This is a genomic window from Nonomuraea sp. NPDC049655 (genome assembly GCF_044465465.1).
GTDB lineage: Bacteria > Actinomycetota > Actinomycetes > Streptosporangiales > Streptosporangiaceae > Nonomuraea.
In genome coordinates this window covers 368,491-393,015 of record NZ_JBITLS010000006.1, presented here as the reverse complement: position 1 = coordinate 393,015, position 24,525 = coordinate 368,491, and the positions used below count along the sequence as shown (strand labels likewise).

Annotated in this window: 27 protein-coding genes and 1 tRNA gene; 11 read left to right on the top strand and 17 right to left on the bottom strand. The window is 70.8% G+C overall.

From position 1 onward, the window contains the following. Positions 1-136 precede the first annotated feature (136 nt). The 8 genes from ACIBQ6_RS21810 to ACIBQ6_RS21775 form a co-directional block, all read right to left on the bottom strand. Entirely contained in the window at positions 137-481 is a 345-nt protein-coding gene (locus tag ACIBQ6_RS21810) for a hypothetical protein (RefSeq protein WP_397213916.1), read from the bottom strand. After that, complete coding sequence (locus ACIBQ6_RS21805; RefSeq protein ID WP_397213914.1) at positions 478-1,314, bottom strand: ERF family protein; 837 nt, start codon at positions 1,312-1,314, stop codon at positions 478-480. Before ACIBQ6_RS21805 ends, ACIBQ6_RS21810 begins: the two co-directional genes overlap by 4 nt. Further along, positions 1,311-1,556, bottom strand: coding sequence for a hypothetical protein (locus ACIBQ6_RS21800; protein ID WP_397213912.1), 246 nt, complete (start codon positions 1,554-1,556; stop codon positions 1,311-1,313). The genes ACIBQ6_RS21805 and ACIBQ6_RS21800 overlap by 4 nt, the downstream gene beginning before the upstream one ends. Further along, positions 1,553-1,852: a hypothetical protein gene (locus ACIBQ6_RS21795; protein WP_397213910.1), complete on the bottom strand. Its 300-nt coding sequence runs from the start codon at positions 1,850-1,852 to the stop codon at positions 1,553-1,555. The genes ACIBQ6_RS21800 and ACIBQ6_RS21795 overlap by 4 nt, the downstream gene beginning before the upstream one ends. Next, positions 1,849-2,265: a hypothetical protein gene (locus ACIBQ6_RS21790; RefSeq protein WP_397213908.1), complete on the bottom strand. Its 417-nt coding sequence runs from the start codon at positions 2,263-2,265 to the stop codon at positions 1,849-1,851. Before ACIBQ6_RS21790 ends, ACIBQ6_RS21795 begins: the two co-directional genes overlap by 4 nt. Next, complete coding sequence (locus ACIBQ6_RS21785) at positions 2,262-2,645, bottom strand: hypothetical protein (RefSeq protein WP_397213906.1); 384 nt, start codon at positions 2,643-2,645, stop codon at positions 2,262-2,264. Before ACIBQ6_RS21785 ends, ACIBQ6_RS21790 begins: the two co-directional genes overlap by 4 nt. A gap of 204 nt (positions 2,646-2,849) precedes the next feature. Next, positions 2,850-3,620: a BRO family protein gene (locus ACIBQ6_RS21780; RefSeq protein WP_397213904.1), complete on the bottom strand. Its 771-nt coding sequence runs from the start codon at positions 3,618-3,620 to the stop codon at positions 2,850-2,852. Next, positions 3,617-3,958 (bottom strand): helix-turn-helix transcriptional regulator, encoded by a 342-nt coding sequence (locus tag ACIBQ6_RS21775; protein ID WP_397213902.1) that lies wholly within the window; start codon positions 3,956-3,958, stop codon positions 3,617-3,619. The genes ACIBQ6_RS21780 and ACIBQ6_RS21775 overlap by 4 nt, the downstream gene beginning before the upstream one ends. A gap of 431 nt (positions 3,959-4,389) precedes the next feature. Here ACIBQ6_RS21775 and ACIBQ6_RS21770 point away from each other — a divergent pair, with 431 nt between their 5' ends. From ACIBQ6_RS21770 to ACIBQ6_RS21755, 4 genes are all read left to right on the top strand, one after another. Continuing rightward, complete coding sequence (locus tag ACIBQ6_RS21770) at positions 4,390-4,905, top strand: helix-turn-helix domain-containing protein (RefSeq protein WP_397213900.1); 516 nt, start codon at positions 4,390-4,392, stop codon at positions 4,903-4,905. A 291-nt stretch (positions 4,906-5,196) separates the two neighbouring features. Further along, positions 5,197-5,457 (top strand): hypothetical protein, encoded by a 261-nt coding sequence (locus ACIBQ6_RS21765; RefSeq protein WP_397213898.1) that lies wholly within the window; start codon positions 5,197-5,199, stop codon positions 5,455-5,457. Then, complete coding sequence (locus ACIBQ6_RS21760) at positions 5,454-6,224, top strand: hypothetical protein (RefSeq protein WP_397213896.1); 771 nt, start codon at positions 5,454-5,456, stop codon at positions 6,222-6,224. Before ACIBQ6_RS21765 ends, ACIBQ6_RS21760 begins: the two co-directional genes overlap by 4 nt. A gap of 36 nt (positions 6,225-6,260) precedes the next feature. Continuing rightward, on the top strand, positions 6,261-8,006 hold the full coding sequence (locus ACIBQ6_RS21755; RefSeq protein WP_397213894.1) for a tyrosine-type recombinase/integrase: 1,746 nt from the start codon (positions 6,261-6,263) through the stop codon (positions 8,004-8,006). 99 nt (positions 8,007-8,105) lie between these two features. Here the strand turns inward: ACIBQ6_RS21755 and ACIBQ6_RS21750 are convergent. Continuing rightward, positions 8,106-8,178, bottom strand: a tRNA-Thr gene (locus ACIBQ6_RS21750). Positions 8,179-8,218: 40 nt separating this feature from the next. Continuing rightward, on the bottom strand, positions 8,219-8,449 hold the full coding sequence (locus ACIBQ6_RS21745; protein WP_358289747.1) for a transposase: 231 nt from the start codon (positions 8,447-8,449) through the stop codon (positions 8,219-8,221). Between the two features lie 133 nt (positions 8,450-8,582). Between ACIBQ6_RS21745 and ACIBQ6_RS21740 the strand changes: the two genes are divergently transcribed. Beyond that, positions 8,583-9,218, top strand: coding sequence for a hemerythrin domain-containing protein (locus ACIBQ6_RS21740; protein WP_397213892.1), 636 nt, complete (start codon positions 8,583-8,585; stop codon positions 9,216-9,218). A gap of 15 nt (positions 9,219-9,233) precedes the next feature. Here the strand turns inward: ACIBQ6_RS21740 and ACIBQ6_RS21735 are convergent, their stop codons facing one another. Genes ACIBQ6_RS21735 through ACIBQ6_RS21725 form a run of 3 tightly spaced genes read right to left on the bottom strand, consistent with a single transcriptional unit; the run spans position 9,234 to position 14,017 of the window. After that, entirely contained in the window at positions 9,234-12,443 is a 3,210-nt protein-coding gene (locus tag ACIBQ6_RS21735) for a BTAD domain-containing putative transcriptional regulator (RefSeq protein WP_397213890.1), read from the bottom strand. 33 nt (positions 12,444-12,476) lie between these two features. Further along, positions 12,477-13,007, bottom strand: a complete 531-nt coding sequence (locus ACIBQ6_RS21730; protein WP_397213888.1) for a C40 family peptidase — start codon at positions 13,005-13,007, stop codon at positions 12,477-12,479. A gap of 53 nt (positions 13,008-13,060) precedes the next feature. Further along, positions 13,061-14,017 (bottom strand): lysozyme, encoded by a 957-nt coding sequence (locus tag ACIBQ6_RS21725; RefSeq protein WP_397213886.1) that lies wholly within the window; start codon positions 14,015-14,017, stop codon positions 13,061-13,063. 305 nt (positions 14,018-14,322) lie between these two features. Between ACIBQ6_RS21725 and ACIBQ6_RS21720 the strand changes: the two genes are divergently transcribed. From ACIBQ6_RS21720 to ACIBQ6_RS21710, 3 genes are read left to right on the top strand one after another with little or no spacing between them, the layout of a single operon-like run. Continuing rightward, positions 14,323-15,264 (top strand): ATP-binding cassette domain-containing protein, encoded by a 942-nt coding sequence (locus ACIBQ6_RS21720; RefSeq protein WP_397213884.1) that lies wholly within the window; start codon positions 14,323-14,325, stop codon positions 15,262-15,264. Then, positions 15,245-15,988 (top strand): ABC transporter permease, encoded by a 744-nt coding sequence (locus ACIBQ6_RS21715; RefSeq protein ID WP_358289809.1) that lies wholly within the window; start codon positions 15,245-15,247, stop codon positions 15,986-15,988. The genes ACIBQ6_RS21720 and ACIBQ6_RS21715 overlap by 20 nt, the downstream gene beginning before the upstream one ends. A gap of 9 nt (positions 15,989-15,997) precedes the next feature. Continuing rightward, on the top strand, positions 15,998-16,504 hold the full coding sequence (locus ACIBQ6_RS21710) for an NUDIX hydrolase (RefSeq protein ID WP_397213881.1): 507 nt from the start codon (positions 15,998-16,000) through the stop codon (positions 16,502-16,504). On the opposite strand, the gene ACIBQ6_RS21705 is transcribed toward ACIBQ6_RS21710, so the two are convergent. From ACIBQ6_RS21705 to ACIBQ6_RS21695, 3 genes are all read right to left on the bottom strand, one after another. Then, positions 16,501-17,166, bottom strand: coding sequence for a flavin reductase family protein (locus tag ACIBQ6_RS21705; protein ID WP_397213879.1), 666 nt, complete (start codon positions 17,164-17,166; stop codon positions 16,501-16,503). The two genes, ACIBQ6_RS21710 and ACIBQ6_RS21705, sit on opposite strands and share 4 nt — an antisense overlap. Positions 17,167-17,234: 68 nt before the next feature. Next, positions 17,235-17,612, bottom strand: coding sequence for a DUF2255 family protein (locus ACIBQ6_RS21700; protein WP_358289818.1), 378 nt, complete (start codon positions 17,610-17,612; stop codon positions 17,235-17,237). Between the two features lie 68 nt (positions 17,613-17,680). After that, positions 17,681-18,556: a LuxR C-terminal-related transcriptional regulator gene (locus tag ACIBQ6_RS21695; RefSeq protein WP_358289821.1), complete on the bottom strand. Its 876-nt coding sequence runs from the start codon at positions 18,554-18,556 to the stop codon at positions 17,681-17,683. An 86-nt stretch (positions 18,557-18,642) separates the two neighbouring features. Here ACIBQ6_RS21695 and ACIBQ6_RS21690 point away from each other — a divergent pair, with 86 nt between their 5' ends. Together ACIBQ6_RS21690 and ACIBQ6_RS21685 are read left to right on the top strand one after the other, a co-directional pair. Beyond that, positions 18,643-20,259, top strand: a complete 1,617-nt coding sequence (locus ACIBQ6_RS21690) for an AMP-binding protein (protein ID WP_358289824.1) — start codon at positions 18,643-18,645, stop codon at positions 20,257-20,259. A 166-nt stretch (positions 20,260-20,425) separates the two neighbouring features. Next, positions 20,426-22,918, top strand: a complete 2,493-nt coding sequence (locus tag ACIBQ6_RS21685; protein WP_397213877.1) for a bifunctional copper resistance protein CopD/cytochrome c oxidase assembly protein — start codon at positions 20,426-20,428, stop codon at positions 22,916-22,918. Here ACIBQ6_RS21685 and ACIBQ6_RS21680 read toward each other — a convergent pair. After that, positions 22,902-23,882, bottom strand: a complete 981-nt coding sequence (locus tag ACIBQ6_RS21680) for a helix-turn-helix transcriptional regulator (RefSeq protein WP_397213875.1) — start codon at positions 23,880-23,882, stop codon at positions 22,902-22,904. The genes ACIBQ6_RS21685 and ACIBQ6_RS21680 overlap by 17 nt on opposite strands. 59 nt (positions 23,883-23,941) lie before the next feature. On the opposite strand from ACIBQ6_RS21680, the gene ACIBQ6_RS21675 reads away from it, so the two are divergent. Next, positions 23,942-24,511 (top strand): DinB family protein, encoded by a 570-nt coding sequence (locus tag ACIBQ6_RS21675; RefSeq protein WP_397213873.1) that lies wholly within the window; start codon positions 23,942-23,944, stop codon positions 24,509-24,511. Positions 24,512-24,525 lie beyond the last annotated feature (14 nt).

Below are 24,525 nucleotides of genomic sequence, written 5' to 3'. Positions count from 1 at the left end.
ACACAGGTCTTGCATGTGCGGTTGGCCGGGTTCAACCAGCACCGGCCGATGTGAGCCTCCGTGGCGGCCTTCTTCGCCCTGGAGCGGGAGCAGAAGGGGCACGCGTAGCGGGTCACCTTGACAGCGATGGGCGCGGTCACAGCTGACCACCCGCCAACTGCATCTCCGCCCGCGCGGTGGACTGGATCGTCCGGCCGACGTCGATCCGGGCATGCAGCGCCTTGACGTGCTCCTTCTGGAGCCGGACCAGCGCAGCGGCCTTACCCCAGATCCGCCACAGGTCGTCCGTCTCGGCGGTGGCGAGCTGCTTCCGCTCCTCAACGCCCCCCTGCGCGGCCCGGAACGCCCTGGAGAAGGCCACCTTGTACTCACCCTCGGCGTCCACGGCGGCCTCTTCGTACTCTCCGAGCTTCTTCACCGCGTCGTCCAGGTCACGGGAGAGCTGCCCGAGCTGCTTGACGATGGTGAGCATCTCGCTCATGACCCACCACCGTTCGGCGCGGGCGGGACGGTGGTGAACGGGTCGAACAGCTCAGACGAGTCCAGCCGCTCAGCCTTCTTCGGGTCGGAGAGCGTCTCCTTCTCCAGCTTGTTGTGGGCCCGCAACTCAGGGCCCGTCATCAGGCCGGCAGCGGCCTTCTCGTCGTCCGTCAGCTTCGACCGGGACACGGACTTGTCCTTGTTCCGGGGCAGCCCGTCAGGGACCTCCTTGCCGCGCTTGACGAGCAGGTCGACCAGGCGCATCTCGGTGCCGGCGGCGTCGGTGACGAGCTGGGGAAGCATGCCGGCCCGGTTCGCTTCCCGGTAGGTGCGCTCCAGGTCCTGTTTGGTGGCGTTGCCGTTCAGCGCCTCAGCCCGGTAGTCCTCGACGGTCTTGGCCGCGGACCGTTCATAAGACGTCTCGTCCGGCTCCGGGTCGTTCGTGCGCAGGTTCAATACCTGGATCAGCGCGGTCCGCCAGGCAACCGCCATGGCCTTTGCCATCGCCTTGTCGCCCGAGTCCATCGCCTCGCCGGGCACCCGCGCGTCGATGTAGTCGCCCGCCGGCCCGTAGAAGCGGTAGGTGACCTCGACCGTCACATGCCCCATCTGGGTGCGGTTCTTGCCGACCTCGACCGTCTCGTAGGAGCTGGTCTCCAGGATTGGGACAGACACGACCCCGAACTTGTCCAGGTGTGGTCCGGCCGCATTCACGACGGCCTCGACTCCCCGGAACATGAAGCCCTGCTGGGCGTTCTTGTCCCGCTTGCGGACCGCTCCCACCTTGCGCTTGACCTCTGCGATGAGCTGGATGATGCTCTGCGGCTCGGTCACGTGTCCTGCCCTCTCCAGTACTCGGCCTCGATCTCCAGCGGGAGCGGCTCGCCACCGCGCACGGACGGCCGGCGCTCGTGGGTGCGCTCGTAGTCCTCGACCGACTGCTCGGAGATCACCTCGTGGTCGCCCGCGATCGACTCCAGATGCAGCACCTCGGCGGCGATCAGGTCCTCGACCTCGTCCCGCGAGATGCCCAGACGGGCGGCGACAGCGGTACGCGTGAACCAGCGGCCCGTCACGAGGCCACCTCGCCGGCCTGGCCCAGGAACCGGGCGTACACCCGGTACTCGCCGTCAACCGTCCGGGAGACAGCGTCGAACTGTCCGTGAGCGGCCAGCGCCTCAACCACGCCGTCACGGATGCGCTGCGCTACGCCGCCCGCCCGCGTAGGGGTCGCGGTCGCGCCGATGAACGCCCACTCCCCCGGACGTGCACACAAGGTGGCGGCTACCTGCTCGTAGTCGAACGGGAGCGCCTTCGCCCACCTTCTGGTGGACCTGGGAGGGTCCTCGAAGCGGATCTCGAAGTCGCTCATGCCGTCACCGCCTGCTCGGCGAGACGGGCAGCCAGGCCACGCAGCGACTCGACATCGGCGTGAACAGCGGTCCAGCGGGGCGTGCCGTAGTAGTCGCGCCGCTCGAACGTCACGTACACGACCGGGTTGGTGTGCAGCAGCTCGGCGGCGGCGTGCCAGGCGTCCCGGTCCAGGCGGTGCCGGCCGTTGCGGACGCCGCGCAGCGTGTAGTGCCAGCAGACCGCACCCCAGCCGATCACGTCGGCCCATCCGGGGACGACCACGTACACGTCGTCCTCGACGAGCAACGGCGTGTACTCCTTCACCCCGAACGGGTGATGCACTCTCGCGGTGGCGTGGTCCGCCAGGTGCAGGATCGCGACCTCGAACGCGGATGGGGTGGCCTCGACAATGCGGATGGTCTCGGTGGTCATGCCGACACCGCCGCAGGCATCGGCAGGTACTCGTGGATCGGAAGCGGGAGCCGCTCAGAGTCGGCGTACACCTCCAGCTGGAACGAGCCGACCAACAGCGTCACGCCGCTGTGCACATCGTCGAGCTTCCGTCCGGCCTCGATCGGCAGACCAAACGTGTCAGCCATGAGAGCGACCGCCCGCAGGACCTCCTCGGCGTCGCGGCTCTCGGTGATCGGCAAGTTGATGTAGCGGAAGCTGGCGCGGAAGATGCCAGCCAGTTCGGGATTGAGCCGGATGAACGCGGCCAGCAGGTTGAAGCTGCGGGCGAGTTCCTCGGCTCGCTGCTCCGTCTCGGCTGACACGTCGTTCTGCTCGGGGGCAGATGAGATGATGCTCATTGACTTGCTCGCTCTCTCTGATCAGTCGTGTCTTGGAGCGGGTGGTCTTCGCGGGGTCCGGCATGGCGTTGCTGGGCCTCGCGGCATGTCAGGGCTTGTGGTGACGGCCGACGTAGGAGTCACCGGCGTCGATGCGGGCCAGCTCCGAGGTGCGGAGAGACAGGCCGAGAGTCAGGTAGGCGGCGCCCCAGAGTTCGACGGCGGTCATGCGATCTCTCCGATCGCGAACAGCGTCGACTGGTGGTTGAAGTGCTTGATCAGCCGCTTCCGCAGCCAATCCAGGCCGTCAGCAGTGACCCGCGTCGTCGGAGTCGCGTCCCTGCCGGCCTTCGTGGGGATGACCTTGAAGAAGCGGTCCATGCCCTTGAACTGGTACGGCGTGTTGTTCGCCTTGAGGATCTTCAGGTCGTCGCTGCGCAGCAGGTCCAGGAAGTTGTTCCGGCCCAGCCCGCCCGTGATTCGGGCGAAGATCTGCGCTACCGCAGCCCAGTCGAACGTGCCGTCCGCTTCCATCAGGTCGGCGTACGCCTCAGCGAGAGGCTTCAGCGCGTCCCGCTGGTTCTCGGCCAGGATTCGGGCGTCATGCTCGTCCGCCAGGCGCCGGAGCGCGCCCGAGTAGTCCTCCGGGATGGCGGGCTGCTCGACGCTCTCGACTGCGTACCTGCCGGTCTCGCGGATCTGGCGCAGAATCTCCTTGACGCGCTTTTTGATCGCCTTGGCGCCAGGAAGGCTACTGCGGAAGATCAGCTCCCACATGCCGTCCTCGTAGATGACGTTCATCTTCTGGGAGCCGCCAAGGGTCAGCACAATCTGCTGACCCTTTTCGTCCTCGTCCAGGAGACGCGTGGCGTCGCTGGCCTGCCGGTAGCCCATGACCTTGGTGAAGTCGGCGGCCACCGCGTAGGGGCGGCCGTCCTTGGCGGTGCCGAACCTGACGCCGCTGCCAGCTATGTCGAAAGGCTGGATCTCGCTCATGCGGCGTCCTCCGTCCGGTAGAGCCGGGACACGCTGAAGTCAGCGGTGGGGATCTTCGAGTTGGTCGGGGCGAGGGTCGGCTTGCGGCGCTGTTCCCGCTTGGGCGGCGCCTGCTCGCGACGCTGCTGCGACTTCTGGGCCTCGCGGGGCTTGGGCTGCTTGGGCTCCTGGGCGGCGCTCGCGATGATCTGAGCGATCTGCGCCTCGGTCCAGAACACGTGGTGGCCCAGCTTGGAGCGGGGGATGTTGCCGGCCGCGCCCTGCTGGTACATCCAGCTCGGGCTCTTGCCGACGAGGGCGGCGGCCTGGCGCACGTCGTACCTGACTGGCGGTGTCATGCGGACTCCCGCTCGGGTTCGTCAACGTGGACCTCGAACAGGTCATCGAACCGCAGGCCGTGACCTTCGGCCCGAAGGAGCAGGCGAGCTTGGAACGACGGGCCAGGGTCGGAGCGCCCTCGGACGATGCGGCTGTACTGGCCCTGGTCGATACCGATGGCCTCCGCAACCCCAGTGTCGGTTCTGCAGCCGAACGCCTCCTTAAGGCGGGCTGCGACCCCTGGACGGAGTCGGATGGTGGCTCCTTGACTCATGTACATGGACATTACTCATGTACATGGCGCAACGCAAGAGGGTCTTGCGGTTGACCGCAATGTTGATTGTGGGTCAGAGCTGGCGTTATGAATGTGGCGCAAGAGATAGGGTGCTGACGTGCGCTTATGCGCTCACGCAAGTGGACGGGCCATGCACATGGCCCTATGCTCTTGTACATGGTCAAGACGCCTAGTTGGCCCGTTGACCGCTTCCGCGAGCTGATCGATCACGTCCTGCGGGAGACCGGTCTGCCGCAAGTTCAACTCGCTGCACTCGTCCCAATGGATCAGTCGCAGCTCAGTCGATGGAAATCCGGATCAAGCAAGCCGAAGTACGAGAGCCTGCAATCGCTCGGCGAAGCCCTGGTCGAGCGTTATCCCCACTTGGGGATCGGGCCAGAAGAAATGATCGCATCCGTCTACCCTCGCGAAGCCGTCATGGATGCCGCACTACCGTCGCTGGAGGTGGACGCCGCAGGCACCGTAGACCTTGGGTCCCTCCTCGCCGCGCCGGCCCTTCCCCCTGATCTCGGCGACGTCAAGGATCCAAGCCCCGCCGAGGCAGCAATGCTCCGCTACCTAGCCTCGATGCAAGAAGAGATTCGACAGCTCAACAAGAAGATCGACGCCCTGACCGCCGAGCGAGAACGCGATGACCTGGAGAACGGAGCTCCTCACCAGAAGGGCGCGTAACGACGGAAGACCTGTCCGAAACTAGGGCAAGCGCGACACTTATTGTCACAGAATGACCACAATCACGTGCAGGGCATAGACCACTCACGGGGCCCAGGCGTCACATAAAGGTCCCGACAGCTCATAAAGGCGAGGGATAGCACAAAAGTACGCATCAAGGGGAGGTGCGGACGTTTGATGACGTCCCCGAGCAACGAAGCTCCTTCTACCGATCCCTCCTACAGCAATCTGATCCGACGCGCGTTACGGCACATCAGTCGATCCTCAGCGCGCGAACGAGCCCTCGCACAGGTGGTGGCCTCCACCGAACTAGAACTCGACGAAGCCAAGCGCCGCGCCAGCATCGGCGCCGACGGGGAGGAGGTTCCCGAGCAGATCACGCACGCCCTGCGCGCCCCGAAGGGCGCCAACCCTACTGTGGTCGTCTACCACGAAGGCATGACGATCAAAGCCAACCTCTATTCACAGGGAAAACGAAACCCTCGCCGAGAAGCAGCGGTCTGGCGGTGCATACGCGAGACCGCTATCCGGGCACGGGAGCAGCTCCCGTGACAGAGAACCAGCGCGACAACGTGCACGAGTACAGGCGTGAGCGGTTAGAGCCCGAAATCGCCGCCATGTCTGTAGAGATCGACGAAGACGAAAATCCCATTGTGATCGTCAATATCGACGATCCAGCCGCCAAGAAGGCGATCAAGAGGGTGATCGTGTGGCTTGGCGGCATCACTGGACTCGCCTGGTTGCGCGAATGGGCTAGCCAGTCAGCTCAACGACAGATCGCCTTAGCGGTGGCCAGTACCGCCGCAGCCGGCATCGCCGCCACAGCGGTCATGACGGACGTGACCCGGCACGAGGCTGATCCCACTCCCCCGGCCACAGCCGAGAGGGTCATCACTCTCCCCCCGCACCCTCCGGTCACGATCACCGCGGTCCTGTCCACGCCCGCCTCGAAGCCGTCGCGCAGGCGAGCCCCGGCCGAGCAGGCAGACGGCGAGGACGACCCGCCCCCTTCGACGGCGCCCCCGCCGAGACTCGTGGCCACCCCGAGGCCGTCACCCACCGCCGATCCGACCACATCCCCGCGAGCCCATGCCACGGAGCCGACCGCCCCGCCCAAGACCTCGGACCGTGGCGGCCGCCACAGCGACGCAGACCAGCCAGGAAGAAGCACGGCACCGCCAACCACCACACCACCGTCCCCGCAGCCCGCCGCCCAACCGGAACCCACGCCGGAGCCCACAGTGGCGGCGGCCGAAGACTGCGACGGCTTGGTGGAGGTTGACCTGGATCCGCTGCTGGATCTGTGCCTGCTCGGCTAGCCTGCGCCTAATCCCTCACCCTCAAGGAGCTCCCTTATGGCGTTCCATCAAGTGCGCGCGGACGGCGTGATCGTCGCCCGCTGGAAGAAAGCGAACGGCACGTTCGGCACCAAATCGCGCCACCCCGACACCAACGAGTACTGGAAGGACGGTGTAGAGGCCGAGCGCTGGGGCGAGTGGATGGAGGACCTCGAACGCCGTGGTCTCGCCCCGGACTACTCCCGTAAGCGCACGAAGCCTGCCCCCGAGCCAGAGCCCGCGCAGGAAGACGACGGCTTCACCGTCAACGAGTGGTTCGCTCGCTGGTGGGAGGGGCTCGACGTCGGTCTGAGATCCCGCGGCAACTACGCCTACCTCTTCCGCGCTCACGTCCTGCCGGAGTGGGGGCACTGGAAGCTTGCCGACATCAAGGCGAGCGACGTCAACGCCTGGGAGCAGCGCATGCTGAAGGCAGGCTATGCCCGCGATGGCGTCGCGTCGGGCGCTCGGACCCGGCTGGCTACTCTGCTTGGCGACGCGGTGACAGAAGGTCTGATCGGCTCCAACCCTGCGCTACGGCAGCGGCACCGCGGGCGCCGCTCCGGCGTCGGCACCGCGGGCCGCGGCCGAGAGAAGACCGCCATCACGCCGTTCGAGGCGCTATGCCTGGCTGAGCGCATGGGGGTGTTGTCCGGGCGCGACGACGAGACCATTGCAGGTCTGCTGGCAGCGTGGGGGGCGCTCCGGTATGGCGAACTCATCGGCCTTCAGCGGGAGTACGTCAAGCTCGGCCGCATCCGCATCGACTGGCAGCTCATCGAAGACAGCGGCAGGTTCTACCTCGGCCCGCCCAAGGATGACAGCAACAGGGACGTCGACCTTCCCCCGTTCCTGCAGAGTCTCCTGAACCGGCAGATTGCCGCCCATCCGGACCAGCGGTGCCGGTGCAAGCCGGTGACAGTCGAGGGCCAGGACGAGCAGCCGTGCCAAGGTGGCGGCCCCTTCGTGTTCCTCGGCGAGCGTGGCGGCCACCACCGCAACTCCAACTTCGCCCGGCGGGTGTTCGACCCCGCCGCCGACGGCTGGTACCCGACCTCGAAGGGCAAGCGCGGAACAGCTAAGAACCGCAAGGAGGATAAGAAGAACCAAGCCGCCTACAAGCCGGTCCTTGTAGAGCTCGCCAGTCCGTGGCCGGGAGCGCCCGTCCCGGCGTGGCCGGCGGCCGTTCCTGGGCAGCCGTTTGAGCATCCTCCTCTGCGCGGGTATCAGCGGCGCCCTCTTGGGCTCGGCGTGAACGCGGCCTCGTCTCGCGCGCAGTTGGTGGCGTTCGCCATCCAGCAGGGCATCCCGGAGGAGCAGGCGCATGATCTGACGCGGGAGGCGATCTTGGACTTGTTCGTCCGGTCCCGGTACGTGTCGGAGGGGGCGCCGGTCGCGTCGTGGCTGCCGGTCAAGGAGGGGCTCACCCCGCACGATCTTCGGCACGCGCACAGTACGTGGCTGATGGACCTGGGGACGCCTCTGCAACTGCGCGACGACCGGATGGGGCACGCCTCGCCGGAGATGCGCGGCATGCGCGGAACCTACACGCATGTGTCGCGCGAGTCGCGGGCGTGGCTGCGGGAGCAGTTGGAGCGGTTATGGCAGGACGCGCTCGCCCGGCGAGCGTGGTTCGGTCTCCACTCTCCTGTCGCCGTCTTGGACGAGTTGCTGGCTCCGTTCCGTGATGGAGAGCGGGAGCCGATCGCTCCGTTCGAGGTTCGCGGAGAGGTTCTGCAATTCCCTACTTCGCGTGCGGGTTAATCGCCTCTCATCGCGAATTCATCGCGAAAAGCTCCGGACAACGAGAAACGCCCGGCTCCGAGACTTCTCGGACCGGGCGTTTTGCCTGTTCAGACTGGGAGCCCCCAAACGGAATCGAACCGTTGACCTTCTCCTTACCATGGAGACGCTCTGCCGACTGAGCTATAGGGGCCTGTCCGCTCGCTGCGGACAGGTGTAACCATACACGGCACTCAGCCATGATGCGAACTCGTACGGGCCTCCACCGCGCCGCCGGATCCGCGGCGCGCGGCGAGATCGATCACCTCGCACAGATCGGCCAGGTCGACGTGCGCGGCCACCTCCGCCACCGAACGGCAGTCGGCGACCAGCCACCCGTTCCTGCGCACCCGGAGCACCTGCCGGCCCGCCCGCATCGCCGGCACGACCTCGACGCCGTCGAGGCCGACCCATCGCCTGTCCATAGCGGCACACCCTAGCCGCCGGGTCTCTCAATTTCCGTCCGCCACAGGCGTTACCGCCATGCCAAGTCGGCACCAAGAGGTGTCTAAGAGCCGCGTCCCACGCTGGTGACAAACGGACAGAAGGAGCACCGAAATGGCACCCAACATGCTCGGCTTCCGCATCACGCACCGGGCCATGCGCGGGGACACCCGCCGTCTGGCCGAGGTGATGAGCGCGATCGCCGCCGGCGAGCAGCCTGCCGGTCAGGAGCGGCTGCGCGCGATCGCGACGTTCACCGCCAAGCTGTGCGCGGGCATCCACCACCATCACCAGGCCGAGGACAACGTGTTGTGGCCGGTCATCGTGCGCTCGGCGGGCGCCGAGGTGGACCTGAGCGACCTGACCGACGACCACGCGGCGCTCGACCCGCTGCTGGAGGAGATCACGACGGCCGCGGCCCAGCTCGGCTCCGACGGGCAGGCGGCCCGGCGGATGGCCAAGTCCCTGGCCGCGCTCGCCGACCTGCTGGACGAGCACATCGAGGAGGAGGAGCGGCTGATCTTCCCGGTCGTCGCCAAGTACGTCTCGGAGGCGGACTGGGCGAAGGTCGAGACCGAGGTCAGAAAGGGCGGGGACGCCCGGTTCGACCTGCCGAGGATCGCCCAGTACGCGCAGCCGGAGGAGCTGGCCGAGCTGCGGCGCCTGGCCGGGCCGGTGCTCGTGGTGCTACTCGCGCTCATGGGGCGCGGCCACCGGCGCCGCCAGAGCCTGATCTTCGGCGCGCCGTGAGCCTCCTGGGACCGCTCAGCGGGGCGCCCGGCGGCGGCGGGCCGCCTGCGCCCAGTGGGGCGAGCCGACGCGCTCGGCGACCTGCAGAGCCTGCGCGTAGTGGCCGTCGGCCGGCAGCCCGAGCAGCTCGGCCAGGTCGCCGAGCACCAGCGCGACCGGCCCGAGCGTGATCGACCCGCTGCTCATCCCGGCCAGCTCGTCCGCCCACGGCAGCAGGACGCGGTAGGAGCGTGCGGCCACCTCGCGGTCCTCCAGGGCGACGGCGGTCTGGCCGCGCAGCGCCTGCCACATCAGCCAGTAGTAGTTGCGCGGCAACCACGACTCGGGCCGCCACACCAGCCGGGCCGCGTCCAGCTCGCCCGCGGCCGCCAGCGCCCCGGCGTAGATCTCGTGCACGGTGGCGCTGTTCACGCGTTCCCGGATGGCGGCCAGCTCGTCGAGGGAGTCGCGGACGTTCCCGCGGGCCATCCGGACGGCGAACCTGCACAGAGCGCCCATGGCCCGCGCGTTGACGCCGCCGCGCTCGGCCATCTGCTCGGTGAGCCCGGTGTAGACGGCCTCCGCCTCGTCGAACTCGCCCTCGACCAGCTTCCGCAGCGCGCCGAACAGCGCCAGGATGGCCAGCGACATGCCGAGCTGGCCGCTGGTGGACACCGCCACGCCGCTGTCGGCGTGCCGTCTGGCCGCCTCCAGGTCGGTGCGTCCGAGTGCGGCCATGAGCAGCGCGCAGTGGCCCAGCGTGAGGTAGCCGACGAGCCGGTGGGTGCGGCCCAGCTCCAGCAGCTCGGCGCCGACGGCCTCCAGCTCGTCCCGCCGTTCGGGGCTGAGCACGGCGAAGTAGCGGGCGTTGAGCGCCAGGCAGAGCAGGTCGGGACGGCCGAGGCGGCGGGCCAGGGCCACGGCCTCGGCGCCGGCGGCGTCCACGCGGTCGTCGTCGTGCCCCTCCAGCTCGAACACGAGCGCGGCCAGCAGGCGGCAGCGCGTCTCGTCGTCGGGGCCGGCGGCCAGCTCGCGTTCCACCGCCTCCATGAAGTCCCGGTTGTAGAGGGAGTCCACCTGGATCGTCCAGACCACGGGGGCTTCGTAGGAGGTCAGCGCGCGGGCGAGCGCGCCGCGCGGGGCGGCCAGCTCGACGGCCCGCGTCCGTGCGGCCAGCGCGCCCAGCACGTCGCCGGCGTGGCCCAGCGCCGACACCAGTCCGCACAGCAGGTCGAGCCGGGTCGCGTCGTCGGTGGCGAACTCCAGCGCGGCGCGCCACAGCGCCGCCGCCTCGCGGTGCGCGTGCAGGCCGGACGCCTGGACGGCCGCCGCCTTGGCGTACCGGACGGCGTCCGGCACGGCGGCCTCCAGCGCGTGGTGCGCCAGGGCCGCCACGTCGTTGGGCCGCAGCCGCTCCAGCACCGACACCACGCGCCCGTGCAGCCTGGTCCGGCGGATCCGCGCGGTGTCCTCGTACAGCGCCTGCCTGACCAGGACGTGCGTGAACCTGACGCGGCCCGGCCCCGGCTCGGCCAGCAGGCCCGTCATGACGCCGGCCTCCAGGCCGTCGAAGACGGTGTCCTCGTCGCCGTCGTGCAGCGCGATCAGCACGTCCACGTCGGCGTCCCTGCCGACGACGGCGGCGTTGCGCAGCACGGTCTGGGCAGTCGCGGGCAGGCGGGTGATGCGGCGGCGGATGAGGTCGCGCACGCCGGGCGGCAGCGCCTCGGCGGCCTGCGGCCCCTCGGAGGCCAGCAGGCGGGCGATCTCGCAGACGAACAGCGGGTTGCCGAGCGTGCGGTCCAGGACCGTGCGGACGGTGGCGGGGTCGAGGCCGGCGCGCTGTGAGTGGCGTTCGAGCAGCGTGGCGACGGCGGCCTCGTCGAGCCCGGCGAGCTCGACGTGCCTGCTGCCGGTGGCCAGCGCGGCCAGGGTGGCGGACAGGTCCTCGGTGGTCTCGGCCGGGCGGTAGGTGGCGACGACCAGGATCCGCGCGGCGGGGTCCAGGTGCCGCAGCAGGTGCAGGGTCTCGCCGTCGGCCCGGTGGACGTCTTCGAGGACCACGAGCAGCGGCGCGCAGCCCGCCAGGTAGCCGGCCACGGCCCTGGCGAGCTGGAACTGGTTCTGGATGGCGACGCCGTCGTTCAGGAGGGGGGCCAGGCGGGCCGCGTCGGCGGCGGCGGGCGGCCGTACGGCGGCGAGCTGCCGGACGATCTCGCTCCACGCCCAGGCGGGCGGCGCGTCACCGTCGATCTCGGGGCAGCGTCCGAACGCGACCCGCCACCCTCGCTCGGCCAGCTCGGCCGCGAACGCCTCGGCCAGCGCGCTCTTGCCCGCGCCCGGCTCGCCGCCCAGCCAGACCGTGCGCCGGTAGGGCCGCACGGCCTCCTCCCGCAGCGCGGCCAGTTCGCGGGCCCGGCCCACGATCGAGGGCTCCTGCGCGGCCACGGGCCGTTCCTGGACGTGTTCGACGACCTCGGGCGCGTGCAGGGACTCGGATTGGCGGAGGATGTCCTGTTCGAGCGCGCGCAGGGCCGGGCCGGGATCGACGCCGAGCTCCTCGGCCAGGTTCTCGCGGGCCTGGCGCAGCACGGCCAGCGCCTCGGCCTGGCTGCCGGCTCGGTAGAGCGCCAGGGCCAGCAGGCGGACGGCGTTCTCGCGCAGCGGGTGGGCGTCGGCGTGGCCGCGCAGCTCCGGCACGGCCTCGGCGTGGCGGCCCATCAGCAGCGCGGCCTCGGCGCGGTACTCGACGGCGACGAGCCTGAGCTCGGCCATCCTGGCCGCCTCGGGCGCGGCCCACTCCTCGGTGAACTCGGCGTAGGCGGCGCCCGTCCACAGGCCGAGCGCCTGGTCGAGCAGGTCGTGGGCGACGGCGCCCGCGCCCCGCTTGAGCGCCGCGCCGGCCGCGTCGATGAGGCCGGGCAGCCGCCAGGCGTCCACGGCCTCGTCGGGCAGGCAGAGCCGGTAGCCGGGCGGGGCGCTGACGATCACTCCGGCGGGGGCGCGCGGCGGCCGGTCGGGTTCGAGGACGCGGCGCAGGTTCGAGACGTAGACCTGGAGCGCGGCCAGCGCCTTGGGCGGCGGCTGCCCCTGCCACAGGTCCTCGATGAACCGGTCGGTCGAGACGACCTGGCCGTCGGCGGCGACCAGGCGGGCGAGCACGGCGCGCTGCCGGGCGGAGCCGAGGTCGAGCCGGCGGCCGTCCAGGGTGGCGTGGAGCGGTCCAAGGAGGTGTAACTGGAGCATGGCACCCTTTTTCCGTACCGGTAGCGCCCGCTTTCAGTACCGGTAGAAGCCCGCGAAGTCAGATCTTCGCCCGATATCGTCAATGCGCACCGAGGCCCCCGTCTCAGGCGCGTTCATCATCTTCCCACGACCCAGATAGATGCCCACATGATGCGTCTTGATCTTATTTTTCGTGATTTTTCCGAAGAAGACTAAGTCGCCCGGCAGGCCGCGCTTGACGGGCCGCATCCTGCGCACGTGGTCGTCGGTGTTGCCGGGGCCGAGCACGTCCCTTCCGTTGGCCAGGGCGTACACCCATCGGGCCAGGCCGGAGCAGTCGAGGCCGCGGGTGCGCGCGGCCGGGCATGGCTTGATCCGGCCGCTGTAGCCCAGGCAGGTGCCCTTCGTGGGGCCGGGCCGCTCGCCGTGGCCGCCGCCCCACGAGTACGTGATGTCGTACCGCTCGATCTCGTACGCGATGCGCACGATCCTGGACGGCACGAACGTCGACAACGGCATCGACGCCGCGCCCGCCAGCAGGACGACCAGGGCGGTCACCGCCAGCACCAGCCGCCGCCGCGCCACCCGTTTCTCCCTTAAGCCGAGATCCCGGGTTTTATCCTACCTATCGCGATATTTCAGCTTTTGAGGTCAAGTGTGACCGTTCCTACCTCGACGACCATCCCGACCCGGCCCTTCGGCTTCGGCCTGGTGGTGAAGGTGAAGGCGGCCTTCTGGCCCCGCTCCAGCTTGCCGACCACGCAGCGCACGGCCGTGCCGCTGAACTTGCACCCGGGGGCCTTGACCACCTTCTGGCCGCCGTACGCGCGCCCGGAGACCACGATGTCCTCGACGGGGTGCGGGCCGGTGTTCGTGATCGTGACCCGGTAGAGATTCCTGCCCTTGACCAGGCCGGAGACCGACACCCGCGCGGGCGGGTTGGCCAGCGACCGCAGCTGGGACTCCGAGCCGTTGAAGGAGTTCTGGCCACCGGCCAGCGAGCCCTTCTCCGCCGACTGCCAGAACGTGTGCCGCTTCCAGCTCTTCGGCAGCTCGCCGGGGTCGCTCCCCCAGCGGGCCAGCCAGAGCGGGTTGGCCTTGAACGCGCCGGAGTTGCCCGTGCAGGTCTGCCACCAGCTCGTGGTGGTGTAGATGATCGCGTCCCGGCCGGTCTGCTGCCGGTACTTCTTGGTGAAGTCCTTGATCCAGGTGACCATGTCCTCGGCGGACAGGTCGTAACAGTTGTTCTTGCCGTTCTTGTCCTTGTACGGGTTGTCCTCGATATCGAGGACTCCGGGCAGCGTTTGACCGTCGCTGGTCCAGTTTCCGCCGTTCTGAAGGAAATAGTCGGCTTGCGCTGTCCCGTCGGATTCATGTGGTTGCGCAAAGTGATAAGCGCCACGCACGAGCCCGGCCGTCGCGGCCCCGCCGAACTGCGGGTCGAACCGTGGGTTGCGGTAGTTCGTGCCCTCGGTGGCCTGCACGAACGCGAACTTGCCGCCGCCTGCGGCCACGCTCGCCCAGTCCACGTCGCCCGTCCAGTTGCTGACGTCGACACCGGGAACACCGTCGGCCGCCTCCGCGACCCCTGTCATGCCGACAGCGGCAATTACCGCAATTAACCACAAGCGTTTCACGCCCGAGATCATCGCGGAGTCGCCACTTACGCCGCAAGCACGGAAATATCACGTCTTTCCGTGAAAAAGCGCGAAACCCCATGTCGAGGCCCGGAAATCCGCCTTCCGCGACCATCTCTCCGGACGTCGTTTTCGCAGGTCAGAGCCGTATATGAACGTCACATTCGCGTTTGCCAAATCGATACCACCCGGCCCAAACTGAACCGATCCCCGAAAGGGCCCCTGACCAGGGGTTTCTTCGCCATGCCCAGGAGGCACCACCCATGATCCACACCCGGGCCCTCACCCGAGTGTTCAAGATGAAGAAGGAGACCGTCGAAGCCGTACGCGGCATCGACCTCGACGTCGAACCCGGCCGGCTCGTCGCCTTCCTCGGCCCCAACGGCGCCGGCAAGTCCACCACCCTCCGCCTGCTCACGACCCTGCTCCCGCCCACCTCCGGCACCGCCGTCGTCGCCGGCCACGACGTCACCCGCGACCCGGCCGGCGTGCGCTCCCGCATCGGCTACGTCGGCCAGAAGAACAGCGCGGGCGAGAGCTTCCGCGTCCGGGACGAGCTCGTCACGCAGGGCCGCTGCTACGGCCTGGCCGTCTCCGACGCCGTCGCGCGGGCCGGCGAGCTGATGCGCCTGCTCGACCTGGAGGACCTGGCGAGCCGCAGGCCCGGCACGCTCTCCGGCGGCCAGCGCCGCCGCCTGGACATCGCGCTCGGCCTGATCCACCGCCCCGACCTGCTCTTCCTCGACGAGCCCTCGACCGGCCTCGACCCGAAGAGCCGCGCCGACATCTGGCGGCACATCCTGCGCCTGCGCGAGGCGTACGGCACCACGATCTTCCTCACCACCCACTACCTGGAGGAGGCCGACAACATGGCCGAACGGGTGATGATCATCGACAACGGCTCGATCATCGCCGACGGCACGGCCGAGCAGCTCAAGAACGACTTGGCGGGCGACACCGTCACGGTCACCACCGACACCGCCCAGGACGCCGCCAGGGCCGCCGAGCTGACCGGTGGCCGAGCCGAGGGCGTCACCGTGCGGGTGCGGGTGGCGAACGCGCCCGCCGCGCTCCCCGGCTGCCTGCGGGCGCTGGACGCCGCCGGGATCAAGGTGACCGCCGCCGAGACCGCGCGCCCCACCCTTGACGACGTGTTCCTCACCCTCACCGGGAGAAGCCTCACCGATGACGACCTTCCTGCGTGACACCGCCACCGTCTTCACCCGCGAGTTCCGGCCGGTCCTGCGCGAGCCGGTCGCGCTGCTGTTCGAGATGGGCCAGCCGCTGCTGTTCCTGTTCCTGTTCGGCGCGCTGCTGGACGGCGCGGTGGGCTCGTCGTGGCAGTGGTTCGTGCCGGGCATCCTGGTCATGATGTGCCTGACCGGGCCGATGTCGGCCGGTTACACGCTGCTGGTCGAGCTGATCGGCGGCTCGCTGGAACGCATGCTGGTCACGCCGCTGAACCGGACGGCGATGCTGGTGGGCCGGGCGATGAAGGCGATGGTGGTCCTGCTGGCCCAGGCCGTGCTGATCATCGTGCTGGCGGTCCCGCTGGGGTTCGAGCTGTATCCGGCGGGCGTCCTGGCGGGGCTGGCGCAGCTCACCGTGTTCGGGGTGGGGCTGGGGGCGTTCTCGTTCGTCCTGGCCATCCGGTCGGCGCCGGGCGGGACGCTGTTCTACGTCGTCAGCCAGTCGATCCTGTTCCCCCTGCTGCTGCTGTCGGGCGTGCTGCTGCCCCTGGACACCGCGCCCGGGTGGCTGCGCGCCGTCGGTGCGGCGAACCCGGTCACGTACATCGTCGAAGGCCAGCGCGCGCTGTTCTCCGGCGACCTCGCGGACCCCTCCGTCCTGTACGGCACCGCGTCGGCCTGCCTGGTCGCCGCGATCGGCCTGTACCTGGGCAACCGGGCCATGCGCAAGGGCGTGTGAAATGGAGGCATGACCCGTGTGATGGCCTCCCGCACCGTGCCGTGGATCCCCGTCGAGCACCGCCTCGACGTGATCCTCTCCCCGGACCTCCCGCCCGCCGACGGCACGACCTCGGCGTTCGCGTTCGTCACCGACGGCGTCGGCAGGACCCTGCTCACCTGCGTCGACCGGCCCGGACGCGGCTGGGACGTGCCGGGCGGCCACCTGGAGGCCGGTGAGAGCGCCACCGAGGCCGCGGTCCGGGAGCTCCAGGAGGAGACCGGCCTCCTCCTGGAGCCGTCCGCTCTGTCGGTGTTCGGGTGGCAGCGCGTCGAGCTGCTGCGCCCGGCTCCGGCCGGTTACCGCTACGCGCCGCTGACGTACATGGTGATGTTCCGGGCGCGGCTGGCGGCGCCCGGCGCCGCGACCGCGCCGCCGGCGGGGTCGGAGAGCACCGGCGCGGAATGGCTGCCCCGGGAGCGGATCACGGAGCTGTGCGCCCACCGCACCTGGCTGCCGCTGCTGGAGTGCCTCTAGAGGGTGCGCGCGCGTTCGAGGTCGGCGCTGCGGTAGTGCCGCTCCGGGATGCTCGCCAGAGTGGACGGGTGCACCTGCGGGCCCAGGCCGTACAGCTTCTGGAAGCTCATGATGAGCGGACGCCAGGCGTCGGGGTCGATGTGGTCGTCGGTGCCCTTCATCCGGATGTCCTCGTGCACCCAGACCCGCTGCACCCGCACCTCGAACGCGAGCACCCCGCCGTCGCCGACCGGGTGCGTCTCCTCCACCACGACCTCCATGGCGACCGGGCACTCGCCCACCCTGGGGGCGGCCACCGTCTCCGACGGGACGGCGGTCAGCCCCGCCCGCTGGAACTTGTCCAGCACGAACCGGTAGCCGCGCTGGTACTTGCGCTCGGGCACCGGGTCGCTCCCGGTGGTCAGCGCCAGCCGGTCCACCTGCGGGGCGAGCGCGTCGGACGGCAGGTTGAGCACGCCCTCGCCGGTCCGCAACAGGTTCTGGGACGTCTTCGACCTGGCCCCGAGCCCCAGCATGCCGCGCCAGCCCAGCCAGAAGGCCGACGACATGGGGGCGAGGTTGGGGGTGCCGTCCTCGTTCACGGTGGAGATCAGGACGACGGGGGTGCCGAAGTAGAGGATGTTGGGTTCAATGCGGACGTGCTGATCCACGACAGTGTTCATGCGTCCCACTGTCGCCGCCGGTGCGGGCCGGACGCTGGCGGCCTTCGGACCTGTCGTTGCCGGGCCGGTCAGGAGCGCGGCACGAGCCGGATCGTGGCGGCCCGCGCCTGCCCGCTGACCACCGAGTCCACGATGCTCTCCGGGTAGTGGCGGTACTTGGCCCGGTACGCGGCGTCGATCCGGTCGTTGAGCTCCTGGTCGGCGTCGGCGAACGTGACGCCCTTGTCGACGCCCCCGGCCTGGATCCGGCCGCGTCCGCGCTCCTGGGCGCCGCGGAACCAGGTGCCGTCCCGCCCGTTCACGGCCCGGACGTACAGGTCGTCGCCGAGGCGGACGACCCAGATCGTCACCGGGCGGCGCAGCTCGCCGTCGCCGCGCAGGGACGCGATCTGCAGCTCCTCGGCGGCGGCGATCCGGTCGAGTTCGTCGTTCGTCCAAGCAGTCATGGTGGGGGCCTACCCGGAACCGGTCGACGGGGCCGGCGGTCATCGTCCGTAGTTGGTAAATCCGCCGGTCAGGGGAGGTAGCCGGCGCGCCTGGCCGAGACCACGCTCTCCATGCGGGTGTGGGTGCCGAGCTTGCGCATCGCGCTGCGCAGGTAGCTCTTGACCGTCTCCGGCTTCAGGTCGAGCCGCCGGCCGACCTCGGCGTTGCCGCAGCCGACCGCGACCAGGGAGAGCACGTCGAGCTCCCGGGGCGAGAGCGGGTTGGCCGGGACGGGGCCGCCGTCCGGCGAGGTCAGCCGGTCGCAGACGCCCTGCAGCCGCTCGCGCAGGACCGGGTCGGCGACCTCCTGGGCGATCGAGCGCAGCTCGGCATGCGCCTCGCGCAGCTGCTCCCATTCGGGGCCGGCGGGCCGTTCGCGGGCCGCGCCGGTGATCGCGGCCGTCTCCAGCGCGGCCACCCGCCGCTCCACCTCCGCGCGTACGGCCAGCTCGACGCCGAGCCGGGCGGCGATCTGGTTCATGCCGTCGAGGACGCGGGTGCCGAGCGGCAGCGGCTCGCGGACGCCGCCGTAGAGCAGCCCGTAGACCGTCTCGCCCACCACGACGGGGACGGCCGCGATCGCCCGCAGGCCCTCCGCCGCCACCGGTCTGTCGTATTCGTGGCTGATGCGGGAGTCGGTGACGTAGTCCTCGACGCTGCCCGGCCGGGCGGTGACCAGGACCCGGCCGCCCAGGCCGCTGCCGGTGTGGATGGCGAGCCCGCGCAGCACGTCCGTGCGGACCCCCGTCACCTCGGTGAGCCGCACGGCGCCGCCTGGGGCCGACACGGCGCCGCCGAACAGGACGGGCAGCCCGACGACGTGCCGCATCCGGGTGAGGGCGGCCCGCAGGAGCACGGCGGCCTGCGGGGCCAGGGCACTCGACGGAAGATGTGTCACCGCCATGTCACCAGCATGGCACGCGGCCGGCGTCCCGCGGCTACCCCTGAACGGGGGTAGCGTGCCGCACCGCCCTGGCGGATGCTTCGGGCATGGGTGACTCACTGCTCTCCTACGCGTCCGGCGTCTCCGCGCTCCCCCTGCTGGGCGAGACGATCGGGGAGAACCTGGAACGCGCCGCGGCCCGGTACGCCGGCCGCGAGGCGCTGGTCGAGATGGCGAGCGGGCGGCGCTGGACGTACGCCGAGTTCGACGCCGCGGTGAACGAGGTGGCGCTCGGCCTGCTGGCCAGGGGCATCGCCAAGGGCGACCGGGTCGGCATCTGGGCGCCCAACTGCGCCGAATGGGTGCTGACGCAGTACGCCACCGCCAAGATCGGCGCGATCCTGGTCAACATCAACCCGGCCTACCGCGCCCACGAGCTGGACTACGTGGTCCGCCAGTCGGGCATGCGGCTGCTGGTCAGCGCCGTCGAGCACAAGACGAGCGACTACCGCGCGATGCTCGCCGAGATCGGCTTCACGCAGGTGGTGTTCATCGGCGAGCCCGGCTGGGACGAGCTGGTCGAGACCGGCCGCCGCGCCGACCCCGCCGCGCTGCGCGTACGGGCGGCGACGCTGTCCTTCGACGACCCGATCAACATCCAGTACACCTCGGGCACGACCGGCTTCCCCAAGGGCGCGACGCTGTCGCACCACAACATCCTCAACAACGGCTACTTCGTCGGCGAGGGCGTCGGCTACACCGAGGACGACCGGGTCTGCCTGCCGGTGCCGCTCTACCACTGCTTCGGCATGGTCATGGGCAACCTGGGCGCGACCTCGCACGGCGCCTGCGTGGTGCTGCCCGCGCCCGGCTTCGACGCCGAGGCCACGCTGCGGGCCGTGGAGGCCGAGCGGTGCACCTCGTTGTACGGCGTGCCGACGATGTTCATCGCCGAGCTGGGCCATCCGCGCTTCGCCGACTTCGACCTGTCGTCGCTGCGCACCGGAATCATGGCGGGCTCGCCGTGCCCGGTCGAGGTGATGAAGCGGGTGATCGGTGAGATGCACATGAGCGAGGTGGCGATCTGCTACGGCATGACCGAGACGTCCCCCGTGTCGACGATGACCCGCCGCGACGACGGGCTGGTACGGCGCACCGAGACGGTCGGCCAGGTGATGCCGCACCTGGAGGTGAAGATCGTGCACCCGGAGACCGGGCTCGCGGTGCCCCGGGGCGAGCCGGGCGAGCTGTGCACCCGCGGCTACTCGGTGATGCTCGGCTACTGGAACGAGCCGGACAAGACGGCCGAGTCGATCGACGAGGCCCGCTGGATGCACACCGGCGACCTGGCCACCATGGACGCCGAGGGCTACGTCAACATCGTCGGCCGGATCAAGGACATGGTCATCCGCGGCGGCGAGAACGTCTATCCGCGCGAGGTCGAGGAGTACCTCTACACGCATCCCGACATCGCCGACGTCCAGGTGATCGGCGTGCCGGACGAGAAGTACGGCGAGGAGCTGATGGCCTGGATCGTCATGCGCCCCGGCACCGAGCCGCTGACCGCCGAGGCGATCAGGGACTTCTGCGCCGGCCGCCTGGCCCACTACAAGGTCCCCCGTTACGTGCACCTGGTCAACGGGTTCCCGATGACGGTCACGGGCAAGATCCGCAAGGTCGAGATGCGCGAGCAGGCCGTCACCCTTCTGGGGCTCCACCCCTGACCTGCTGAACCGGGGGCGGCGGGCGCGCGTATCTCCGCGTGTGCGCTCGAAGCAGACCTCGCTCGCGCCTGGCCCGGCCTGGGACCCCGTGGGAGCATGTGGGGGTCGCGCCCGCCCCGGGCGGCGCGGCCTGGTTCCTGGCCTCCGACGACGTGGCGGGTCGGCTATGAGAGCTTCTGTCCGGACGTACGCCGTGTTCGCGGTCGGCGTGGGCGTCCTGGTGCTGGTCGCGGTGCTGCGCTTCGGCGGCGGCGCCGGCACGGTGGAGGTCTTCGGGCTGCCCACCGCCGGTCCGGTCACCGACTGGGGGCTGCCGCTGGCCCGCCTCGCCCTCGACCTGTGCGCGGTGGCGTGCGTGGGGACGTTGCTGGCGGCGTCCGTGCTGGCCCCGGCCGGCTCGCCGGAGTCGGCGCGGTGCCTGCGCGCGGCGGGCTGGTGGGCGCTGGGGTGGGCGGTCGCCGCCCTGGCCGGTTACGTGTTCACCCTGTCCAGCTTCATCCCGATGCCGGTGCGGTACCTGCTCGCCGAGCCCGGCATGCTCGACTTCGGCACCTCGCTCCCGCAGACGCAGGCGCTCCTGGTGGTGCTGGTCACGACGTTCGCGGTGGCGGTGGCCACGCTCGTGCGCCGCCTGCCCGCCTGGGCGCCGCTGGCCGTGGCGGCGTTCGGGCTGCTGCCGCCCGCCTACGTGGGCCACGCCGCCTCGGCGGCCGACCACGACATCGCCGTGTCCGCGCTGATGGCCCATCTGCTGGGGGTGTCGGTGTGGGTGGGCGGCCTGGCCGCGGTACTGGTGCACTTCCGGCGCTCGGCCGACCTGCGGGTGGTGCTGCCCCGGTTCAGCACGATCGCGCTGTGCTGCTTCGCCGCCGTCGCCCTCTCCGGCGTGGTCAGCGGCTGGGTGCGGCTCGACCGCCTGTCCGACCTGTGGCTGAGCCGGTACGGCCTGCTGCTGCTGGCCAAGGCCGCCGCCCTGGCGGTGCTGGCCTGGTTCGGCCGGCGGCACCGTCTGCGTACCGTAGCCGGCGTGGCCGACCGGGGGGTGCGGGGCACGTTCGTCCGGCTGGCCGCGGGCGAGGTGATCGTGATGGTGGCGGCGACCGGGCTGGCCGTCGGCCTCTCGCGCACCCCGCCGCCGCCCGGCGCGGGCGGTGGGCACGACCATCCCGTCCTGGAGTACGCGCTCGCGCCCTTCTCGCCCGGCGCCCTGCTCAGCGAGGTGCGGTTCGACCCGCTCGTCCTGCTGCTGCTGGCGTTGCCCGCCGCCGGTTACCTGGCCGGCCTGCGCCGGGTGCCCGGCTGGCCGGTCCCGCGCACGCTCTGCTGGCACGCCGGGCTGGTCCTGGCCGCGGTCGCGCTGTTCGGCGGCGTGGGCGGGTACGCGCGGGCGATGTCGTCGGCCCAGGCCGTGCAGCACGTCGTGCTCGCCGTCGTCGCGCCGCTCCTGCTGTGCGCGGGCGCGCCGCTCACCCTGGCCGCGCGGGCCACCGGCCCCGGCTCCCAGTACGGCCCGCTCGGCGACCGCGCCCTCGGTCGCCGTCTCACCCGTCCCGCGCTGGTGACGGCCGCCGTCCCGGTGCTGCTCCTGCTGCTGTACGGCACGCCGTGGCTGCCCTGGTCGCTCGCCGGGTACGCGCCCCACCTGGTCACCATGGCCGTGTCCGCCGGGGCCGGCCTGCTGGTCGCCTGGGTGGTGCTCGACCTCGACCCGCTGCCCAGGCCGTTCCCGTGGGCCGCGCGGGTCCGGCTGCTGGCCGTGGCCGCCGTCGCGTACCTGGGGCTGGGGACGTACCTGCTGGTGGGACCGGCCGTCGCGGCGGAGTGGTTCGCCCTGGCGGCCCCGCCCGGGGTGCCCGACCCGCTGGCCGACCAGCGCGCGGCCGGGGCGGTGTTCCTGCTGGCGCCGCTGGCCGCCTACGCGTTCCCGGCCGTACGCCTGGCGCTGCGACGGCAGGCCGCCCGCGCGCACCGCCCCCGGTCCGTCCTACACTCATCCCCTATGGGCGATCTCCCGGTCTACGACGTTGTCCTGTTGCCGCCGCACGACGTCAACGCCGAGGCCGTGCGCCTGAGCCGGCGTTGCGCGGAGGCCGCCGCGACCGAGTTCGTCCTGCGCGAGGACGGCCTCTACCCGCACATCTCCCTCTACATGGCCAATTTCACCCCCGACCAGCTCGAAAAGGCCGTCGCGCTGCTGCGCGACCTCAGCGGCCGCACCTGCGCGACGCTCCTGGAAGGCGAGTCCTTCGCCGCCAACGAGCACGGCATGGTCGAGCTGTTCTTCCGGAAGACGGACGCGATCACCCGGCTCCAGGAGGACGTCGTCGCCGCGCTCAACCCGTTGCGCACGGGCCTGCGCCACCGCGACCCGGTCGGCCGCGTGCTGGCCGACCACCGGCTCACCGCGCCGCCCACGGCCCGCGCCAACCTCGGCCTCTACGGCTACGACGAGATCGGCGACCTGTTCCGCCCGCACATCACCCTCACCCGGCTCCAGCAGCGGGACCACCCGCTCGACCTGGGCTTCCTCGCCGCGCCGTCGGCCTTCACCGCCACCTACCAGGCCCTCGCGCTGTGCGTGATGGGCGAGCACGGCACCTGCACCGAGATCGTCGAGACCTTCACCCTCGACACCGCCCCCGTCACCCCGACGGCCTGACCGCCCCGGCCGAGGCCAGCCTGCGGGCCAGCTCCCGGCAGCGTTCCCCCAGCTCCGGCGGGTCGAGCACCTCGAAGTCGTGGCCCAGCGCGACCACGTGCATGAGCACGTAGTCGAGGCTGCCCGCGCCGCTGACCAGCTCGCACCGGTCGCTCCCGCGCTCCCGCACGACGGCCGCCGACGCGGGGACCTGCGCGCGTACCGTGGCGGCCGGGGCGTGCAGGAGGAAACGCGCCTGGTGCGGGTAGGCCCGGCTCGCCACGCCCTCCTGCACGTACGCCGCCGCGTCCGGCGCCGGGCGCGGCCGGAAGCGGAAGGTGCGGGCGGCCACCGACGCCATCCGGTCCACCCGGAAGCTGCGCCAGCCGTCCCGGTCGAGGTCGTAGGCGAGCAGGTACCAGCGCCGGTCGGAGGTCACCAGCCGGTACGGCTCCACCCGCCGCCGCCCCACCTGCCCTCCTGACGGGTAGTCGAAGCCGGCCTCGACCTCGTCCCGGCAGGCCCTGGCCAGCGTCATGAGCACCTCGGGATCGACCGGCACGCGCCCGCCGCCGAACGACTCCACCGCCCCGGACAGCGCGCGCACCTCGTGCCGGAGCCGGGCGGGCAGCACCGTGTCGAGCTTGGCCAGCGCCCGGATCGCGGCGTCGCCGGCGCCCGCGACCGCGCTGTCCGCCCCGGCGAGCAGCGACACGGCGGTGGCGATGGCCTCCTCGTCGTCGAGCAGCAGCGGCGGCAGGTCCTGGCCGGGCCCGAGCCGGTAGCCGCCGCCGATGCCCTGGCCGGCGTGCACCTGGTAGCCGAGCGCGCGCAGCCGTTCCACGTCACGGCGGACCGTGCGCGACGTGACGCCGAGCCTCCCGGCCAGCTCGGGGCCGGTCCAGACCTGACGTTGCTGCAACAGGCCGAGCAGGGTCAGCACCCGCTCGGTCGTGCCCCGCTCCGCGCCGCCCGTCTCGTCCATGCCGCCACCCTGCCAGAAAGCGGACCGATTCTGTCCGCCGATGAGGTGATCGTGTTTCCATGGACGCACACACACTCGACTGGAACCGCACATTGCGCGAGCAGTGGGAGTTCCACTGGAACCACCAGCTCCGGGCCCGGCTCGACGGCCTGACCGACGAGGAGTACTTCTGGTCGCCGGTGCCGGACGCCTGGAGCGTACGGCCGCGCGGCACCTCCACGGCGCCCGTCCAGGCCGGCGCGGGCGGCCACACGATCGACTTCGCCTTCCCCCAGCCGGTGCCGCCGCCCTTCACCACGATCGCCTGGCGGCTCGGCCACGTCATCGTCGGCGTGCTGGCCGTCCGCAACGCGGTGCACTTCGGGGCGCCGCCGGCCTCGTACGAGACCTGGGAGTACGCCGGCGGCGCGGCCGCGGCGCTCGACCAGCTCGACACGGAGGCCGAGCGGTGGCTGGCGGGCGTGCGGGGCCTCGGCGAGGCCAGCCTGCGCGCGCCCATGGGCGACGCGGAGCCCTTCCCGGAGGCCCCCATGGCCGACCTGGTCCTGCACGTCCACCGCGAGCTCATCCACCACCTGTCGGAGGTCTGCCTGCTGCGCGACCTGCACCTCCACATGAACCGCCCCTGACCGGAGGCGTCGCT

Coding starts and splice junctions, on each gene's coding strand:
- ACIBQ6_RS21705 (WP_397213879.1), bottom strand. CDS start 17,166: ATGAACACTGTCGTGGATCAGCACGTCCGCATTGAACCCAACATCCTC.
- ACIBQ6_RS21715 (WP_358289809.1), top strand. CDS start 15,245: ATGACGACCTTCCTGCGTGACACCGCCACCGTCTTCACCCGCGAGTTC.
- ACIBQ6_RS21770 (WP_397213900.1), top strand. CDS start 4,390: ATGGTCAAGACGCCTAGTTGGCCCGTTGACCGCTTCCGCGAGCTGATC.
- ACIBQ6_RS21785 (WP_397213906.1), bottom strand. CDS start 2,645: ATGAGCATCATCTCATCTGCCCCCGAGCAGAACGACGTGTCAGCCGAG.
- ACIBQ6_RS21710 (WP_397213881.1), top strand. CDS start 15,998: ATGACCCGTGTGATGGCCTCCCGCACCGTGCCGTGGATCCCCGTCGAG.
- ACIBQ6_RS21680 (WP_397213875.1), bottom strand. CDS start 23,882: ATGGACGAGACGGGCGGCGCGGAGCGGGGCACGACCGAGCGGGTGCTG.
- ACIBQ6_RS21675 (WP_397213873.1), top strand. CDS start 23,942: ATGGACGCACACACACTCGACTGGAACCGCACATTGCGCGAGCAGTGG.
- ACIBQ6_RS21735 (WP_397213890.1), bottom strand. CDS start 12,443: ATGCTCCAGTTACACCTCCTTGGACCGCTCCACGCCACCCTGGACGGC.
- ACIBQ6_RS21700 (WP_358289818.1), bottom strand. CDS start 17,612: ATGACTGCTTGGACGAACGACGAACTCGACCGGATCGCCGCCGCCGAG.
- ACIBQ6_RS21695 (WP_358289821.1), bottom strand. CDS start 18,556: ATGGCGGTGACACATCTTCCGTCGAGTGCCCTGGCCCCGCAGGCCGCC.
- ACIBQ6_RS21790 (WP_397213908.1), bottom strand. CDS start 2,265: ATGACCACCGAGACCATCCGCATTGTCGAGGCCACCCCATCCGCGTTC.
- ACIBQ6_RS21725 (WP_397213886.1), bottom strand. CDS start 14,017: ATGACAGGGGTCGCGGAGGCGGCCGACGGTGTTCCCGGTGTCGACGTC.
- ACIBQ6_RS21775 (WP_397213902.1), bottom strand. CDS start 3,958: ATGACACCGCCAGTCAGGTACGACGTGCGCCAGGCCGCCGCCCTCGTC.
- ACIBQ6_RS21810 (WP_397213916.1), bottom strand. CDS start 481: ATGAGCGAGATGCTCACCATCGTCAAGCAGCTCGGGCAGCTCTCCCGT.
- ACIBQ6_RS21690 (WP_358289824.1), top strand. CDS start 18,643: ATGGGTGACTCACTGCTCTCCTACGCGTCCGGCGTCTCCGCGCTCCCC.
- ACIBQ6_RS21780 (WP_397213904.1), bottom strand. CDS start 3,620: ATGAGCGAGATCCAGCCTTTCGACATAGCTGGCAGCGGCGTCAGGTTC.
- ACIBQ6_RS21685 (WP_397213877.1), top strand. CDS start 20,426: ATGAGAGCTTCTGTCCGGACGTACGCCGTGTTCGCGGTCGGCGTGGGC.
- ACIBQ6_RS21740 (WP_397213892.1), top strand. CDS start 8,583: ATGGCACCCAACATGCTCGGCTTCCGCATCACGCACCGGGCCATGCGC.
- ACIBQ6_RS21745 (WP_358289747.1), bottom strand. CDS start 8,449: ATGGACAGGCGATGGGTCGGCCTCGACGGCGTCGAGGTCGTGCCGGCG.
- ACIBQ6_RS21720 (WP_397213884.1), top strand. CDS start 14,323: ATGATCCACACCCGGGCCCTCACCCGAGTGTTCAAGATGAAGAAGGAG.
- ACIBQ6_RS21795 (WP_397213910.1), bottom strand. CDS start 1,852: ATGAGCGACTTCGAGATCCGCTTCGAGGACCCTCCCAGGTCCACCAGA.
- ACIBQ6_RS21755 (WP_397213894.1), top strand. CDS start 6,261: ATGGCGTTCCATCAAGTGCGCGCGGACGGCGTGATCGTCGCCCGCTGG.